Source organism: Nocardioides marinus, assembly GCF_013408145.1.
GTDB lineage: Bacteria > Actinomycetota > Actinomycetes > Propionibacteriales > Nocardioidaceae > Nocardioides > Nocardioides marinus.
Genome location: NZ_JACBZI010000001.1, coordinates 3,556,336 through 3,573,501, shown reverse-complemented (window position 1 = coordinate 3,573,501; position 17,166 = coordinate 3,556,336). Strand labels below are relative to the sequence as shown.

13 protein-coding genes are annotated in these 17,166 nt (G+C 73.9%); 6 read left to right on the top strand and 7 right to left on the bottom strand.

Annotated features, from left to right (window positions below):
- Window positions 1–36: 36 nt before the first annotated feature.
- Entirely contained in the window at window positions 37–1,710 is a 1,674-nt protein-coding gene (pgm, locus tag BKA05_RS16840; protein ID WP_179532455.1) for a phosphoglucomutase (alpha-D-glucose-1,6-bisphosphate-dependent), read from the bottom strand.
- A 52-nt stretch (window positions 1,711–1,762) separates the two neighbouring features.
- On the opposite strand from pgm, the gene BKA05_RS16835 reads away from it, so the two are divergent.
- A complete protein-coding gene (locus tag BKA05_RS16835; RefSeq protein ID WP_179532454.1) occupies window positions 1,763–2,584 on the top strand; it encodes a crotonase/enoyl-CoA hydratase family protein in 822 nt (273 codons plus the stop codon).
- 5 nt (window positions 2,585–2,589) lie between these two features.
- The gene (locus BKA05_RS16830) at window positions 2,590–4,095 is read left to right on the top strand and encodes a hypothetical protein (RefSeq protein ID WP_179532453.1); all 1,506 of its coding nucleotides are present in this window, start codon (window positions 2,590–2,592) and stop codon (window positions 4,093–4,095) included.
- Between the two features lie 188 nt (window positions 4,096–4,283).
- On the opposite strand, the gene BKA05_RS16825 is transcribed toward BKA05_RS16830, so the two are convergent.
- From BKA05_RS16825 to BKA05_RS16810, 4 genes are all read right to left on the bottom strand, one after another.
- The gene (locus tag BKA05_RS16825) at window positions 4,284–5,297 is read right to left on the bottom strand and encodes an IS481 family transposase (protein ID WP_179532377.1); all 1,014 of its coding nucleotides are present in this window, start codon (window positions 5,295–5,297) and stop codon (window positions 4,284–4,286) included.
- 108 nt (window positions 5,298–5,405) lie between these two features.
- Window positions 5,406–6,332 carry an oxidoreductase gene (locus BKA05_RS16820; protein WP_179532452.1) on the bottom strand — a complete coding sequence of 309 codons (927 nt, stop codon included), beginning with the start codon at window positions 6,330–6,332 and terminating at the stop codon, window positions 5,406–5,408.
- Window positions 6,333–6,368: 36 nt separating this feature from the next.
- A complete protein-coding gene (locus BKA05_RS16815; RefSeq protein ID WP_179532451.1) occupies window positions 6,369–7,187 on the bottom strand; it encodes a maleylpyruvate isomerase family mycothiol-dependent enzyme in 819 nt (272 codons plus the stop codon).
- A gap of 47 nt (window positions 7,188–7,234) precedes the next feature.
- Complete coding sequence (locus tag BKA05_RS16810; protein WP_179532450.1) at window positions 7,235–8,998, bottom strand: GAF domain-containing SpoIIE family protein phosphatase; 1,764 nt, start codon at window positions 8,996–8,998, stop codon at window positions 7,235–7,237.
- A gap of 104 nt (window positions 8,999–9,102) precedes the next feature.
- Here BKA05_RS16810 and BKA05_RS16805 point away from each other — a divergent pair, with 104 nt between their 5' ends.
- Window positions 9,103–10,920, top strand: a complete 1,818-nt coding sequence (locus BKA05_RS16805) for an NHL domain-containing thioredoxin family protein (RefSeq protein WP_343045723.1) — start codon at window positions 9,103–9,105, stop codon at window positions 10,918–10,920.
- 103 nt (window positions 10,921–11,023) lie between these two features.
- On the opposite strand, the gene BKA05_RS16800 is transcribed toward BKA05_RS16805, so the two are convergent.
- Window positions 11,024–11,623 carry a LysE family transporter gene (locus BKA05_RS16800; RefSeq protein WP_179532449.1) on the bottom strand — a complete coding sequence of 200 codons (600 nt, stop codon included), beginning with the start codon at window positions 11,621–11,623 and terminating at the stop codon, window positions 11,024–11,026.
- A gap of 69 nt (window positions 11,624–11,692) precedes the next feature.
- Between BKA05_RS16800 and BKA05_RS16795 the strand changes: the two genes are divergently transcribed.
- Both BKA05_RS16795 and BKA05_RS16790 read left to right on the top strand, forming a co-directional pair.
- Window positions 11,693–12,577: a LysR family transcriptional regulator ArgP gene (locus BKA05_RS16795; protein ID WP_179532448.1), complete on the top strand. Its 885-nt coding sequence runs from the start codon at window positions 11,693–11,695 to the stop codon at window positions 12,575–12,577.
- Between the two features lie 34 nt (window positions 12,578–12,611).
- Window positions 12,612–14,417: a serine/threonine-protein kinase gene (locus BKA05_RS16790; RefSeq protein WP_179532447.1), complete on the top strand. Its 1,806-nt coding sequence runs from the start codon at window positions 12,612–12,614 to the stop codon at window positions 14,415–14,417.
- 77 nt (window positions 14,418–14,494) lie between these two features.
- Here BKA05_RS16790 and BKA05_RS16785 read toward each other — a convergent pair whose 3' ends face one another.
- Window positions 14,495–16,357, bottom strand: a complete 1,863-nt coding sequence (locus BKA05_RS16785) for an acyl-CoA dehydrogenase C-terminal domain-containing protein (protein ID WP_179532446.1) — start codon at window positions 16,355–16,357, stop codon at window positions 14,495–14,497.
- A gap of 248 nt (window positions 16,358–16,605) precedes the next feature.
- Here BKA05_RS16785 and BKA05_RS16780 point away from each other — a divergent pair, with 248 nt between their 5' ends.
- On the top strand, window positions 16,606–17,064 hold the full coding sequence (locus BKA05_RS16780) for an RrF2 family transcriptional regulator (protein WP_179532445.1): 459 nt from the start codon (window positions 16,606–16,608) through the stop codon (window positions 17,062–17,064).
- The last annotated feature ends 102 nt before the right edge of the window (window positions 17,065–17,166 follow it).

The window sequence follows — 17,166 nt, the reverse complement described above, 5'->3', positions numbered from 1 at the left end:
TGGCACCGCGGCGCCCCTCGCGGAAGAGGGGCGGCCTCAGCCCAGCGCCGCCGAGACCACCGCGCGGGCCTCCTCCTGCACCTGCGCGAGGTGCTCGGGGCCGCGGAAGGACTCGGCGTAGATCTTGTAGACGTCCTCGGTGCCCGACGGGCGCGCGGCGAACCACGCCGACTGCGTGGTCACCTTCAGCCCGCCGATCGCGGCACCGTTGCCGGGGGCCTCGGTGAGGCGACCGGTGATCTCCTCGCCGGCGAGCGTCGTCGCGGTGACGGCCGACGGGGAGAGCGCCGCGAGCGCCGCCTTCTGCTCGCGGGTGGCGGGCGCGTCGACGCGGGCGTACGCCGGCTCCCCGTGCTCGGCCACCAGGTCGGCGTAGTGCTCCGACGGCGAGCGGCCGGTGCGGGCGATGATCTCGGAGGCCAGCAGGCACAGCAGCAGGCCGTCCTTGTCGGTCGTCCACGCGCTGCCGTCCATGCGCAGGAACGACGCGCCCGCCGACTCCTCGCCGCCGAACCCGAAGGACCCGTCCAGCAGCCCGGGCACGAACCACTTGAAGCCCACCGGCACCTCGACCAGCGGCTTCCCCAGCCCGGCCGCGACCCGGTCGATCATCGCGCTGGAGACCAGCGTCTTGCCGATGCGCGCGGTGTCCGGCCAGTCGGGGCGGGCACCGCCGAAGAGGTGCTGGATGGCGACGGCCAGGAAGTGGTTGGGGTTCATCAGGCCGGCGTCGGGGGTGACGATGCCGTGCCGGTCGGCGTCGGCGTCGTTGCCGGTCGCGACGTCGTAGGAGGACCCCCCGTCGGTCATGCGAGCGATCAGCGAGGCCATCGCCGAAGGCGACGAGCAGTCCATCCGGATCTTGCCGTCCCAGTCCAGCGTCATGAACCGCCACGTCGGGTCGACCAGCGGGTTGACCACGGTCAGGTCCAGCCCGTGCCGGTCGGCGATCTCGCCCCAGTAGTGCACCGCGGCGCCCCCCATCGGGTCGGCGCCGATCCGCACCCCGGCGTCACGGATCGCGGCGACGTCCACCACCGAGGGCAGGTCGTCGACGTACGCGCCGAGGAAGTCGTACGCCGACGCGGCCGCCCGCGCCCGCGCGAAGGGGACCCGGCGGACCCCGTCGAGTCCGGCGCGCAGCAGCTCGTTGGCGCGCGCGGCGATGACCTTGGTCGCGTCGGTGTCGGCGGGCCCGCCGTGGGGCGGGTTGTACTTGAAGCCGCCGTCGGAGGGCGGGTTGTGGGACGGGGTGACCACGATCCCGTCGGCCAGCCCGCCCTTCCCGCCGCTGGTCGAGCCTGTCGAGACCCGTGCCCCGTTGGCGCGCAGGATCGCGTGCGAGACCGCGGGGGTCGGGGTGTAGCCGTCGCGGGAGTCGACCAGCACGGTGACGTCGTTGGCGGCCAGCACCTCCAGCGCCGAGACCCAGGCCGGCTCGGAGAGCGCGTGGGTGTCGCGACCGAGGAAGAGCGGCCCGTCGTAGCCCTGGGCGGCGCGGTACTCGCAGATCGCCTGGGTCGTGGCCAGGATGTGCGCCTCGTTGAACGAGCGGTGCAGCGAGGAGCCGCGGTGGCCGCTGGTGCCGAAGGCGACCTGCTGGTCGACCTCGGCCGGGTCGGGCTCGTCGGCGAAGTAGGCCGTCACCAGGTGGGTGACGTCGACGAGGTCCCCGGGCTCCGCGGGCTGTCCGGCACGTGGGTGGCTCATGAGGCGATCATGCCGCGCCCGGGCGTCTCGTGGGGGTGGGACAATGCTGCGCATGTCCTCCCCGCTCGAGAGCCGCGACAACTCCCACGTGACCTGCACCGTCGTGGACGGCATCGCGCACGTGCGCCTGGCCCGCCCCGAGAAGCTCAACGCGCTGACCCTGCAGATCCTCGACGACCTGGCCGGCACCGCGCGCACCCTGCGCCGCGACCGGAGCCTGCGCGCCGTGGTGCTCTCCGGCGAGGGCGACGCGTTCTGCGCCGGGCTCGACTTCGCGCACGTGCTCAAGCAGCCGGCCCGCGTGGTCACCTCGTTCGTCCCGCGGCCCTGGCGGGGCACCAACACCTTCCAGGAGGCCTGCTGGGCCTGGCGCCGGCTCCCCGTGCCGGTGATCGCCGCCGTCCACGGCCACTGCCTGGGCGGCGGTCTGCAGATCGCCCTGGCCGCCGACTTCCGCGTCGCCACCCCCGACTCGCAGTGGTCGGTGCTCGAGGGCAAGTGGGGGATCATCCCCGACATGTCGGGAGTGCGCTCGCTCAAGGAGCTCGTCGGCATCGACGTCGCCAAGAAGCTCACGATGACCGCGGAGGTGGTCTCGGGTAAGGAGGCGCAGGACCTCGGCCTGGTCACCACCCTCGACTCCGACCCGGTCGCCGCCGCGATGGAGCTGGCCGAGCAGCTCAAGGGCCGCTCGCCCGACCAGCTCGCCGCCGCCAAGCGCCTCTTCGACGACACCTGGACCGCCGGGCCTCGCTACACCTTCTTCCGCGAGCGGGTCGAGCAGGCCTGGCTGCTGGCCGCCCGCAACACCGCGGTCGCCCGCAAGGCCGCCTTCGCCCGGGTCGTGCCCGAGTTCGGACCACGGGGGCGCTGACGCCGGTGCGCTGGACCCGAGCGGTCGCGTGGGTGGCGGTCGCGGCGCTGTGGCTGGCCTGTGGGCCGGTGGTGCTGCTCGCGGCGGTCGCCGCGATGGTGCACCCCCGGACCCGTGGCCGGCTGCGGGTCGACCGGCCGGACCGGCGTACGACGCTGGTGGGCGTGGCCGGGCTGGTGCTGCTCCTCGGGGCGGTGTGGTTCGTCCCCGACGGCCGGCTGCCCGTGCCGCCCGGCGGCGGCGCGTGGGTGACCCCCGGCTACACCGGCCGACCGGTCAGCCCCCAGCCGCTGCCCGGTGAGCCCGACCGCCCGGGGCCGCTGGGGCTCTCCGTCGAGGTCGACTCCGGCTGGTACGGCGCCGAGCACTGCGGCCACCTGCTGCCCGACACCCACGAGCGGCTCTTGGCGCTGTGCACCAGCCGCTCCGGTGCCCGGCTGAAGGTGCTGGACCCGCGCACCCTGCGACCGGTCGCCACCGCGTCCCTGCCCGACCCGTGCGCCGACGTGCCCCCGGCGACCGGGACGGGCGAGGAGGTCGTCGTCGCCACCGGCGACCGCCGGCTCCTGCACGTCACCACGACCGACGGGGCCGACGCGCCGGCCGTGGTCACCCAGCGCGCCGTCGACCTCGGCCGGGCCCTGCCGGCCGGTGCCTGCGTGGTGTCGGTGGCGGTGGACCCGGTCGGGCGCACCTGGTTCGTGACCCGGGCCGGGGAGGTCGGGGTGGTGGCCGCCGAGGGCGAGCCCTCCGTGCTGGCGCTGGGGGAGTCGGTGAGCCAGCCGCTGGCGGTCGACCGCGACGGTGCCTACGTGACCACGGCCGAGGCGGTCCACCGGGTCGTCACCCGGGCGGGCGCCCCCCTGGAGACCTGGCGGTCGGCGTACGAGACCGGGAGCGGCCGCAAGCCCGGCCAGCGCGACGCGGGCAGCGGCAGCGGCGTGACCCTGCTCGAGGGCGGGCTGCTCGCGCTGACCGACAACGCCAACCCGCGCATGCACGTGGTGGTGCTGCGCGCCGTGGACGGGTCGCAGGTGTGCCGACAGGAGGTCTTCGAGGACGACGCCTCCGCGACCGAGGCCGCGCTGACCGCGGTCGGCGGCACCGGGGTGGTCGTGACCAACGGCCACGGCTGGACCGGCGCGTGGCGCGGGGTGCTCGGGCGACGGCCCCCCGGCGGCGTCGCCCGCGTCGACGTGGTCGACGGCTCCTGCGCGACGACGTGGACCTCCGAGGAGGTCGCCCCCACCTCGGGGACGACGCTGTCGCGGGCGACCGGGCTGCTGTACGCCTGGACCAAGCGCCGCAGCTGGCTCGGCGTCGACGCGTGGTACCTCACGGCCCTCGACGCCCGCACCGGTCGCACCGCCTTCGCCGCCCGCGGCGGCACCGGTCCGTGGGCCGGCGACGCCGGCTCGTCGGTCACCATCGGCCCCGGCGGCACCGCCTTCGTCGGCACCCGGGCCGGGCTCGTCCGTGTCGTCGACGGCACCCGGGGCCTGCGCGACTGAGTCGCCGAGCCGGCGTATTGATACGCCGGTTCGGCGGGCGTGGTGGGTCGAGCCGGCGTATTGATGCGCCGGCTCGGCGGGCATGGTGGGTCGAGGCCCCGCACACCTCACCGGGTCTCGTCACGCCGGTCGCGACCTCGTCCCTGGCTCGCTCGACCACCATCAGCGAGTCCGCCGTCGCGTCCTCGCTAGGTGTTCTGCCCGGGGAGGTTGGGCACGCGGTCGATGGGTGACTTGCCTTTGAGGCTGGTGTGGCCGCGGTGGTGATTGTAGTGATGGAGCCACTCCGGGTAGGCGGACGCGCGGTCGGCTTCTGAGGTGTAGGCGCAGGCGTAGGCCCATTCCTCGAGCAGGGTGCGGTTGAAGCGTTCGACCTTGCCGTTGGTCTGGGGCCGGTAGGGGCGGGTGCGGCGGTGTTTGACGTCCTGGCCCAGGGTCGCGGCCCAGAGCCGTGATCGGTAGCAGGAGCCGTTGTCGGTCAAGACGGCGCTGACCGCGATGCCGTGCTCGGCGAAGTAGGCGCGGGCGCGTTGCCAGAACCCTGCGGCGGTCTCCTTGCGTTCGTCGGTGAGGATCTCGGAGTAGGCCAGCCGGGAGTGGTCGTCTACGGCGTGGTGGAGGTAGACGTAGCCGCGCGAGGGTGTGGCACCGGAGCGGGCGGCCCGGTCGCGTGTGGCGCCGGCGCTGCGGTCTTGGGCTGATCCGCGGCCGTGGACGCGCCAGCCGCCGCCGTCGGGGATCTTGCCGAGCTTCTTGATGTCGACGTGGACCAGATCGCCCGGTGCGGCGTGCTCGTAGCGTCGCTTGTCCCGCGAGGAGGTCTTGATCCGGGTGCCGGTGGCGGGGTCGGTCCACTTCAGCCGTGGGCAGCCGTAGCGGCGCAGGACCTGGTGGACGGTCGAGGGGTTCTGCCCGAGGTGGTAGGCGATCCGGGCCGGTCCCCAGCGCCGGGTGACTCGCAGGCTCACGATCCGACGCTCGGTTCGTCGGGGCAGCTGGTTTGGGCAGCGGTGCGGTCGTGAGGACCGGTCGACCATGCCGGCCCTGCCGGATTCGCGGTAACGCAGGGCCCAGCGGCGGGCGGTGGTGATGCTGACGGAGAACCGTTCGGCGGCACGGGCGTAGGTCCAGTCGTGGTCGACGACGAGCTGGGCCAGACGCAGTCGCCCGGCTGGGGTGAGGGTGGCGTTAGCGTGGGTCATGAAGACCTCCGTGGTGGATGTGGTTGCTGTGGTAGCTCCACACCTCACCCGGAGGTCTTCGTCATGGTCCAGCCGACCCGCCGTACCTAACGTCCGTGGTCAGAACAGCTAGGGGTAGCGGATGCCGGTGGTCTGCTCGGAGAGCTCCCACAGCCGGGCGGCGGCGGTCTCGTCGCGGGCCAGCCGGGTCATCAGGGTGACCTGGGGTCGGCCGGCGAACTCCGCGAGCCCGCTCGGCCCGCAGTAGGTGCCACCGGGCAGGTCGGCGGTGGCCGCCATCAGCGAGGGCTGGGCGCCGGCCGCGGCGGACTGCGACACCGCGCGGATCGTCGCGTCGAGGATGGAGGCGACCCCGCCGGACGAGCGGCCGTACTGCCCGTTCGCCGCCAGGTGGGTCCCGGCGAAGCCCGGGTGCGCGGCGAGCGCCTTGACCGGCACCTCGGCGGCACGGCAACGGCGGTCCAGCTCGAGGGTGAAGAGCAGGTTGGCCAGTTTCGAGCGGGCGTACGCCGCCCACGGACGGTGTCGACCGCCCGCGGCGCGCGGGTCCTCCAACGGGGCGCGGCGCGCCATCCGGTGGAAGTGCGAGGACACGGTGACCACGCGACCGGCGCCGCTCTGGATCAGCTGCGGCATCAGCAGGCCCGTCAGCAGGAACGGGCCGAAGTGGTTGGTGGCCATCGTCAGCTCGAGGCCGTCGAAGGTGCGCTGCTCGGCCACGCCCATCACCCCGGCGTTGTTGACCAGCACGTCGATGGGGCCCAACGCCTTCGCGCCCTCGCCGGCCGACCGGACCGAGGCCAGGTCGGAGAGGTCCACGACCAGCGGCGACACGTCGGCCCCGGGTACCTCGTCGGTGATCGCGACGGCGGTCTCGTCGAGCTTGCGCGGGGTGCGGCCGGCCAGCACGACGCGGGCGCCGCGGCGGGCCAGCTCGAGGGCGGTGTGGTGCCCGAGCCCCCCGAGGGTGGGGCCGGTGACGACGACCGTGCGGCCGGTCTGGTCGGGGATGTCGGCGGGCTGCCAGGTGTCCACGGCGTGCTCCTGGGAGGGGCGGGGTGGGCGGGAGGACTACGGGGTGGTGGCCATCGCGTCGACGACCCGTTGGCCGAGGGCCTCGTCGCCCTCGAGGCGCACGGCGCCGGGCGCCGGGCGTCGGCCGCCGGCGAGGCAGACGAAGCTCTCGCGGTCCATCGCCAGGCGTACGTCGGGCGCGGCCGGCACCTCGGGCAGGGCCTTGCCGCGGCGGTCCTCGCCGACCTCGAAGGCGAACGGGTCGCTGCCGGCCATCTCCAGCACCAGGGTGGTACCCGGCTCGGCGCCGACCTTCTTGGCCAGGACGAAGCCGAGGGACTCGGCGAGGTACTCGGCGGTGTGCTTGGCCGGGACGGTGTCCATGCCGCCGGGGCGGCCGACGGCGCGGCGCACGTCCTGCTCGTGCATCCACACGTCGAGGGGGCGGTTGCGCAGCAGCACCCGCCAGGTCCAGGGAACGCCCGCGAAGGTCCGCTCCGGCGTCGCGTCGGCGTCGGTGGGCGGGTCGGTGAGCAGGGCGGTACGCCGCGCGGTCGCCGCCTCCCGGATCTCGTTGATCAGCGCGTCGGGCGCGGCGTCGCGCCGGTTCACCACCCCGATCTCGGTGTAGTGCCCCATCAGGCCGGTGATGTGGGCCGGCACCGGGTCCCCGAGGTCGGCGGTCTCCTCCTCGCCGGTCGCCAGCACCCGCTCGAGGTGGGCGATGTGGGCGGCGACGGCGCGGACGTCCCACCCCGGGAGGTCGGTGGGCCGGTCCCAGTCCTCGGCGTCGAGGCTCTCCAGCAGCCCGGTGAAGTCGTCGATCGCCTGCCACCACACGTCGGCGTACCCCGCCAGCAGCTCCTGGTCGCTCATGCCCGGGACTCTAGCGATGCGGCCGAGAGGTCGCTCCCGCACGGGTCTCAGCCGAAGCGGACGGCCAGCACGGCGACGTCGTCGGCCAGCTCGCCGTCGTGGAGGTCGTGCAGCACCTGGTCGAGGAAGGCCTCGGAGGGCAGGGCGGCGTGCGCGGTGGCGCTGACCCGCAGGCGGGTGAGCCCCTGGTCGAGGTCCTCGCCGCGCCGCTCGACGAGCCCGTCGGTGTAGAGCAGCAGCAGCGAGCCGCGGGGGACGTCGGTGCGGTTGTCGGTGCGGTGGGCGTCGGGGAGGACGCCGAGCATCAGGTCGCCGGCCCGGTCCTCGAGGTAGCGCGCGGAGCCGTCGGGGTGGACCAGCAGCGGCGGCGGGTGGCCGGCGTTGGTCCAGCGCAGCACCCGGCTCCCGTCGATGCCGGGCTCCTCGATGCGGCCGTAGACGAGGGTCGCCATGCCCTCGACACCGAGGTCGAGCATCGCCTCCTCGAGGCGGAGCACCTGGCGCGACGGCGGGTCGTCGACGGCCCAGGCGAGGGCGCGCAGGGTGGTGCGCATCTGGCCCATGGTGGCGGCGGCACCGATGTCGTGGCCGACGACGTCGCCGATCATCAGGCTGGTGGCGCCCGAGGGCATCACCACCGCGTCGTACCAGTCGCCGCCGACCTGCCCGCGCGCCGCCGCCGGCCGGTAGCGGGCGGCCATCTCGAGCTCACCGGTGTCGGGCAGGCGCGGCAGCAGCGCGCTCTGCAGGACCACCAGCGCGTCGGACTGCTCCTGCAGCAGCAGCGCCCGGCTCAGCGCCTGGGAGGTGTACGACGCCAGCGCCGTGATCGTGGCCAGCTCGTCGCCGGTCAGCTCCTTGGGGTGGTCCCAGATCATCGCCATCGCGCCGAGGCTCTGCCCGGCGTACCCCAGCGGCAGGAAGGCGCGGGCCTCGCCGACCTGGGCGCGCAGGTCGAGGTGCCCGTAGACCTCGTTCTGCTCGGCGCGGTCGCGGAACCACACCGGACGGTTGCTCAGCAGCGCCTCGCCGAGGGGGTTGGAGTCGTCGGCGCGCAGCACCCGGTTGAGCTGGGCGGAGTGCCAGGAGTCGGAGATCTGCGGGATGTAGTTGAGGCGCCCGACCTCGAAGTCGCGCAGCGGCAGGTCCGCGGCGCGGCTGGGGGAGCCGTCGTCGGTCAGCCAGAGCCCGGCGCGCAGGCAGCCCAGGTGCTCGACGGCCACCTGCTCGACCGCGATCGCGACCTCGACCAGGCTGCGCGCCGTCGACAGGCTCTGCGAGAGCGCCAGCAGCACCGCCGAGCGCCGGCTCAGCGACTCCGCCTCCTGGGCCGTCCGGGTGGCGAGGGTGCGCATGCTGCGCTGGGCGATCTCCGTGGAGCAGGCCGCGGCGAGGTCGCCGAGCACCTGCAGGGAGGCCTCGTCCCACTCGCGCGGCTCGGTGTCGATGGCGCACAGCGAGCCGATGATGCGGCCGGTGTGGTCGCGCAGCGGGTGCCCGGCGTACGCGACGACCCCGAGGTCGGGGATCGCGAGGTTGTCGCGCAGCCGCTCGTCGAGGCGGGCGTCGCTGGTGACGACCGGGGCCTGGTCGTGGACGACCCACTGGCAGAAGGAGTGCGTCAACGGCGTCTGGCGCGCTTCCTGGAGCTCCGGCTCGAGGCCGACGGCCCCCACGAAGACCTGTCGGTCCCGCTCGACCAGGCTCACCAGTGCGACGGGCACGTCGAGCGCACGGCGCACGATACGGGCGTAGCGGTCGAACGACTCGTCGACCCCGACATCCCCGGCGCCGAGGTCCACCCTCAGCATGTGCGGCCCTCCGTCCGTCAGGCGCACGGTATCCCGCGGGTCCCCACCCGAACCCTGCCTTCGCAGATTGTCCGTCCTCTGGGGTGAGTGGGGAGAATCTGCGGGTGAGTCCCTCGGTGTCCGACCCCGCGTCCCAGCCCCCCGCCCAGCCCTCTGCCCAGCCCCCCGCCCCCCGGCGTCAGCCGGTCCGTGCCCCCGAGCTCGTCGGCCGCGGCTGGCTGAACACCGACGGCCCGCTGGCGATGGCCGACCTGCGCGGTCGCTTCGTGCTGCTGGACTTCTGGACCTTCTGCTGCGTCAACTGCCTGCACGTGCTCGACGAGCTGCGTCCGGTGGAGGCGGAGTACGCCGAGGAGCTGGTCGTGGTCGGCGTGCACTCCCCGAAGTTCGTCCACGAGGCCGACCCGGTCGCCCTCGCCGCGGCCGTCGAGCGCTACGGCGTGCACCACCCCGTGCTCGACGACCCCGAGCTGGTCACCTGGCAGGCCTACACCGCCCGCGCCTGGCCCACGCTGGTGCTGGTCGACCCCGAGGGCTACGTCGTCGCGCAGTACGCCGGGGAGGGGCACGCCCACGCGATCGCCGCCCTGCTCGCCGAGCTGGTGCCCGCCCACCGCGAGCGCGGCACCCTGCAGCCGGGCGACTCGCCCTACGTGCCGCCCGTGGTCGAGCCGACCGACCTGCGCTTCCCGGCCTCGGCGGTGCCGCTGCCCGGTGGTGGCGTGCTGGTCGCCGACGCCGGTCACGACGAGGTCGTCGAGCTCAGCGACGCCGGCGACGTGGTGCGCCGCATCGGCGGGTTCAGCGAGCCGAACGGGCTGTGCCTGCTGCCGGCCGACGTCGCCGTGGCGGTGGGGTACGACGTGGTCGTGGCCGACACCGTGGGCCACCGGGTCGCGGGGCTCTCGCTCGAGGACGGCTCGGTCCGCACGCTGGCCGGCGACGGTCGGCAGTGGATGCCCGGCGACGACACCTCGCGGCTCTCCTCCCCGTGGGACGTCGCCTGGTGGGGCGACCGCGTCTGGATCGCGATGGCCGGCACCCACCAGCTGTGGACGCTCGACCCGCTGACCGGCGCGGTCGGGGTCGCGGGCGGCACGACCAACGAGGGGCTGCTCGACGGCCCGCTCGACCAGGCGTGGTTCGCCCAGACCTCACGGCTGGCCCCGGCCGGGGACCGGCTGTGGCTGGCCGACCCCGAGACCTCGGCGCTGCGCTACGTCGAGGGCGGTGCGGTCACGACCGTGGTCGGCACGGGCTTGTTCGACTTCGGGTTCCGCGACGGTCCCGCCGCCGAGGCGCTGCTCCAGCACCCGCTCGGGGTCACCGCGCTGCCGGACGGCTCGGTGGCGGTCTGCGACACCTACAACGGCGCCGTGCGCCGCTACGACCCGGCGACCGGCCACGTGTCGACGATCGCCCAGGGGCTGGCCGAGCCGTCGTCGGCGTACCTCGAGGTCGGGGCGGACGACGAGCCGCTGCTGGTCGTGGTGGAGTCCACCGCGCACCGGCTCACCCGGGTGCCGCTGGCCGGCGTGGTGGCCGTGGACGGGTTCGCGCACTCCACGCAGCGCCCCGTCACGCCGGTGCCTGCCTCGGTCTCACTGGTGGTCACGTTCACGCCGCCCCCGGGGCAGAAGGTCGACGACCGGTTCGGCCCGCCCTCGCAGCTGGTCGTGGAGTCCACCCCGCCCGGCCTGATCCGCTCGGGCGGTGGTCGCGACACCGCGCTGACCCGGGTGCTCGAGCTCGACCCGCACGTGGGTGACGGGGTGCTCCACGTCGCCGCCCGGGCCGCCTCGTGCGACGCCGACGGCGGCGAGGGTGCTGCCTGCCGGATGCACCAGCAGGACTGGGGGATCCCCGTCCGGATCGAGGCCGGGGCGCCCGGGGAGCTGCGGCTGCCGCTGGGGGGTGTGTGAGGTCTGACTGATGTCAGTCCGACCTTCGGGTTCGCGGTCGAACCTTCGACCGCGACGTGCAAGGTCTGACTGACATCAGTCGAACCTTCCGGCCCGCCGACCGCTACCCCCGCGCCAGCTTCACCGCGATCAGCACCATCGTGATCCCGATCAGCACGTCGAGGACCTGCCAGGCGCGGGGCCGGGCGAACAGCGGCGAGGCCAGCCGGGCGCCGTACCCGAGCGCGGTGAACCACACCACCGACCCCAGCGCCGCGCCGACCGCGAACCACCACGGGTGCCCCGTGCCGTTGGCCAGCGAGCCGAGCAGCAGCACGGTGTCGAGGTAGACGTGCGGGTTGAGCCAGGTCAGCGCGACCGCGGTGGAGACCGCGGCGGCCGCCGAGCCGACCGGCCCGCCCGCCGCCGAGAGCTTCTCGCCCCCCTGCCAGGCGCGGCGGAAGGACAGCAGTGCGTACGCCGACAGGAACACCACCCCGGCCCAGCGCACCACGTCCAGCACGACCGGCGCGCGGGTCACGATGGTGCCGATCCCGGCCACCCCCGCGCTGATGAGCACCGCGTCGGACAGCGCGCACACCAGCACCACCGGCCCGACGTGGTGACGGGCCAGCCCGCAGCGCAGGACGAACGCGTTCTGGCTGCCGATGGCGACGATGAGCGTGAGGCCGGCGGCGAAGCCGGTCAGGGCGGTGGTGAGCACGCGACGACGCTAGGGCCGCGCCCACGAGAAGAGAAGCGAAAGAATCTGCAGGACCCTTAGCATCGCTTCATGGACCTGCCCGCGCCGCAGCTCGCCGCCCTCGTGGCGGTGGTCGACGCCGGGACCTTCGAGGCGGCCGCCCGAGCGCTGCACGTCACCCCCAGCGCGGTCAGCCAGCGGGTGCGGGCCCTGGAGTCGAGCGTCGGGCAGGTGCTGGTCCGCCGGGCCACCCCGTGCACCGCGACGCCCGCCGGCGACACCCTCGTCCGGCTCGGCCGGGCGCAGGCGCTGCTGCAGGCCGAGGCCCGCACCGCGCTGGAGCCCGCCGCCGGTCGCCGCAGCGAGCTGGGCCTGGCGGTCAACGCGGACTCGCTGGCCACCTGGTTCCGCGACGTCCTCGGCGAGGCCGCTGGGTGGGACGACGCCGTGCTGCGCCTCGAGGTCGAGGACCAGGCGCACTCCCACGAGCTGCTGCGGCGCGGTGAGGCCCTGGCGGCCGTGACCAGCGACCCCGAACCGGTGCAGGGCTGCTCGGTCGAGCGACTGGGCACCATGCGCTACCTGCCCGTCGCCGCGCCCGCGCTGCTCGCCCGCCACGGGGACCCCTCCGGTCGTCCGGACTGGAGCCGGATGCCGGTGGTGGTGTTCAACGCCAAGGACGCCCTCCAGCACGACCTGCTGGCGCAGGAGCTGGGGGAGCGGGTCGCGCCGCCGACCCACCGCGTGCCCACCTCGGCCGACTTCCTGGAGGCGCTGGCGCTGGGCCTGGGCTGGGGGATGGTGCCCGAGACCCAGCTGCTGCCGCTCGAGCGGGCCGGGCGGCTGGCGCGGCTCGCGCCCGGTCGGCACGTCGACGTACCCCTGCACTGGCAGCGCTGGCGTTTGGACTCCCCCCTCCTGGGCAGGGTCACCGAGGCGGTGCGACGGGCGGCCTCCGCCCACCTGCGTCGCTGAGCCACCGCCCGCCTCGGGAGCCCACGTGATCCGGATGCCCTCGGTCGGGGACCACCTCGGCCGCTACCGCCTGCTGCGCGTGCTGGGTCACGGCGGCATGGGGGTCGTGTACGCCGCGCTCGACACCGCCCTGGACCGCGAGGTCGCGCTCAAGATCATCACCCCCCAGCTCGCGGCCGACGAGGACTACCGCGCGCGCTTCCGCCGTGAGGCCCAGGCGCTCTCCCGCGTCGAGAGCCCCCACGTGGTGGCCGTGCACGACCACGGCGAGCTCGACGGCTGCCTCCACCTGGTCACCGCCCCGGTGCCCGACGGCGACCTGTTCGCGCGGGTGCGCGACGAGGGGGCGCCCGCCCCGCGGGTGGCGCTCGACCTGGTGGTGCAGGTCCTCGACGGCCTCGAGGACGCCCACCGCGCCGGGGTCGTGCACCGCGACGTCAAGCCCAGCAACGTGCTGCTGCGGCGACGGGGCGAGAGGCTCGAGGCGGTGCTGTGCGACTTCGGCATCGCCTCCCTCCCCGGCAGCGAGATCACCCGCACCGGCGGCCTGGTCGGCTCCTACCCCTACATGGCGCCCGAGCGGCACCAGGGGCAGCAGACCGGTGTCGCCGGGGACGTCTACTCCACCGGGTGCCTGCTCTGGCACGTGCTCACCGGCGCCGCGCCGTACTCCGGCACCGACGTCGAGGTCGCCCTGGCCCACCTCCAGGCGCCCGTGCCGCAGCTGCCCGAGGTCGACGACACCACCCGCGACCTCAACCGCGTGCTGGCGCGCGCGATGGCCAAGGACCCCGGCGCCCGCTACCCCTCGGCCCGCGCGATGCGGCGCGAGCTGGCCACCGTGCTCGAGCACGCCCCGGCGGCGCTGGCCCTGCCCGCGGCCACGTCGGTGCGGCACTCGGTGCTGCCCGCGGTGGCCGCTCTCGACACCGCCGCCCCCGCCGCGCGGCGCGGGCGGCGCGCCGCCGCCCTGGCCGGTACGGCGGTGGGTGCCGTGCTCGTGGCCGCGATCGGCGCCTACGCCGGCCTCAGCGCCGGCGAGGGCACGGTCCGCACCGTGGCCGGCCCGGACGGCCCCACCCTCACCACGACGGTGACCGCCCAGCCGGTGGCCGTGGCACCCGGGGCGACCCTGTCGACGCAGCAGCCGCCGCGCAGCCGCCCCACCCCGCGCAGCGGCACGCTGCTGCTGCCCGAGGAGCCCGGCGACCCGACGAGCGCGGCGCCGACCCGTTCCTCCGGGGGGCGCGGCGGCGCCGGCGGGGGTCGAGGGCTCGACACCCAGGCGGGGCCGATCGAAGGGCCGATCGACCCGACCGCCGGCCCGTCCGGCCGCCCGACGACCGAGGCCAGCCCGACCAAGGAGCCGGCCCCGAAGGCCGACTTCCACTGCTGGGACGGCAGCGAGGTCGTGGGCGGGGCCAGCGCCTGCCCCGACGGCCCGACCGGCGCGACCGGCCTGCGGTGGATGTTCGCCACGAACGCGTCCTGCACCTCCAAGGGCACGACCGCCGAGCAGGTCAGCGCCATGGACTGCACGATCTCGACCCCGCACGGCGCCGGGCGGCTGCGGATGATCCAGTGGGTCGACGTGCCCACCATGAAGAAGCAGCTCTCGGCGTACAACGGTGGCAAGAAGCCGTTCCGGTGGACCTACGGCCCGGCCTGGGCGCGGCAGACCAAGCAGCAGCCCACGACGCCGTACCTGCGCACCAACGCCTACGGCGACAAGCGGTTCAGCATCAACCTCTACGGCGCCACCGAGAAGGCCCGCACGTGGTTGATCGGCCACACCGGCTACCGGGTGCCGTCGCAGTACCGCGGGTACCCGCTCGACTGAGCTCCTTGCCGCCACCAACGCGAACGGCCCGCCGCTCGGGAGGAGCAGCGGGCCGTGCGTGGCTCAGAGGGCGCGGGTCAGAACGCGGCCTCGTCGATGTCCATCAGCGACAGGTCGGTCGCCTCGGCGATCGCGCGCTCGGCGGCGATCTTGGGCAGCACGTTCTGGGCGAAGAACTGCGCCGCAGCGACCTTGCCCTCGTAGAACGCCTTGTCCTTGCCGCCGCCCTCGGGGCCACCGAGCTTCTCCAGGGCCACCTCGGCGCCTCGGAGCAGCAGCCAGGCGCAGACCACGTCACCCAGCGTCATCAGCAGACGCGAGGTGTTCAGGCCGACCTTGTAGATGTTGCGGATCTCCTCCTGCGCCGACATCAGGTCGTTGATCAGGTGGCCGACCATGGCGTTGGCGTCGTCGAGGGCGGTGGCCAGCAGCGCCCGCTCGTTCTTCAGCCGACCGTTGCCGGCCTCGGAGTCGATGAAGGACTGGATCTCGCCGGCCAGGTGGCCCAGCGCCTTGCCCTGGTCCTTGACGATCTTGCGGAAGAAGAAGTCCTGGCCCTGGATCGCGGTGGTGCCCTCGTAGAGGGTGTCGATCTTGGCGTCGCGGACGTACTGCTCGATCGGGTACTCCTGCAGGAAGCCGGAGCCACCGAAGGTCTGCAGGGACTCGGTGCCGAGCAGGGTCCACGAGCGCTCGGAGCCGTAGCCCTTCACGATCGGGAGCAGCAGGTCGTTGACGGCCTCGGCGAGCTTGTCCGCCTCGCCGTTGTGCTCGGCGAGGGCCACCCGGTCCTGCCAGGAGGCGGTGTAGAGCACCAGCGAGCGCATCGCCTCGGCGTAGGCCTTCTGCGTCATCAGCGAGCGGCGCACGTCGGGGTGGTGGGTGATCGTGACGCGCGGCGCGGTCTTGTCGCCGGACTGGGTCAGGTCGGCACCCTGGACGCGGGACTTCGCGAACTCCAGCGCGTTGAGGTAGCCGGTCGACAGCGTGGCGATGGCCTTGGTGCCGACCATCATCCGGGCGTTCTCGATGACCTGGAACATCTGCGCGATGCCGTCGTGGACCTCGCCGAGGAGGAAGCCGCGGGCCGGCTCGCCGCCACCGACGGCCGGGTCGCCGAAGGTGACCTCGCAGGTGTTGGAGACCTTGATGCCCATCTTGTGCTCGACGTTGGTGACGTAGGCGCCGTTGCGCTCGCCCAGCTCGCCGGTCTCGAGGTCGAAGTGGAACTTCGGGACGATGAAGAGCGAGAGGCCCTTGGTGCCCGGGCCACCGGCACCCTCGACGCCGCTGGGGCGCGCGAGGACCAGGTGGATGACGTTGTCGGAGAGGTCGGACTCGGCGGAGGTGATGAACCGCTTGACGCCCTCGATGTTCCAGGTGCCGTCCTCGTTGGGGGTGGCCTTGGTGCGGCCCGCGCCCACGTCGGAGCCGGCGTCGGGCTCGGTGAGCACCATGGTGGCGACCCAGCCCTTGTCGATCATCATCTGCGCGATCTTCTTGTCACGCTCGATGCCGTTGCGGTGCAGCACGCCGGCGAACATCGGGCCGGCGCCGTACATCCAGATGGCGGGGTTGGCGCCGAGCACCAGTTCGCCGAGGCCCCACGAGATGCTCGGCGGCGCGGGGGTGCCGCCCAGCTCGGCGAAGGTCTGCAGGCGCCAGAACTCGGCGTCCATCCAGGCCTGGTAGCTCTTCTTGAACGACTCCGGGAGCGGAGCGGTGTTCGTGGCGGGGTCGAAGACCGGCGGGTTGCGGTCGGAGTCGACGAAGGACGCGGCGAGGTCCTCGCGGGAGAGGCGCTCGACCTCGGCCAGCACCTCACGGGCGGTCTCGCCGTCCACCTCGGCGAACGGACCGGTGCCGAGGACCTCGTCGCGGCCCAGCACCTCGAAGAGGTTGAACTCGATGTCGCGCAGGTTGCTCTTGTAGTGGCTCACGGGGGCCCACCTTCTGATCTCGGGATCCGGCATCGCATACAGGGCAGTACGTCGGCGTACTACTGGCCGGTAACATAATGATACGCGTGGGTAACTTAGCCTGCAACCACTTCCGGGTGGTCCGGATCCCCTACCTGGTCAAGCGTTCCGTCGTCCGGGCCCACGACGCGTCGGCAGAGGCCGCACGAAGAGCCGGCGAACACCACGAAGTCGAGTGACTCGATCGACTCGTCTGACACACTGGCCTCATGCGTGTGTCCGCGAAGTCCGACTACGCGCTGCGAGCCCTCATCGAGATGGCCACCCGCGCGGACAGCGCCGCGGTGAGCGCCGAGGAGCTCGGTCGGCTGCAGGACATCCCGCGCAACTTCCTGCAGGCGATCCTGGCCGACCTGCGCCGGGCGGGGATCGTCCTGAGCCAGCGCGGCCAGTCCGGCGGGTGGAAGCTCGCCCGCGTCGCGGGGGACGTGAGCGTGGCCGACGTCATCCGGGCCGTGGACGGTCCGCTGGTCTCGGTCTACGGGCTGCGGCCCGAGCAGGTCGAGTACAACGACCGGGCCGAGCCGCTGCAGCAGGTGTGGATCGCCGCGCGCCGCTCGCTGCGCGACGTCTTCGAGCACGTCTCGATCCAGCAGCTGGCCGACCAGCGGCTCCCGGACTGCGTGAGCCGGCGTACGGCGGACGAGGACGCCTGGGCGCCGCACTGATCCCGGTGCTGGTGGTCGAGCAGCGACGAGCGCCAGCGAGGAGCGGGCCCTGCCCGGTGGTCGAGCAGCGACGAGCGCCAGCGAGGAGCGGGCCCTGCCCGG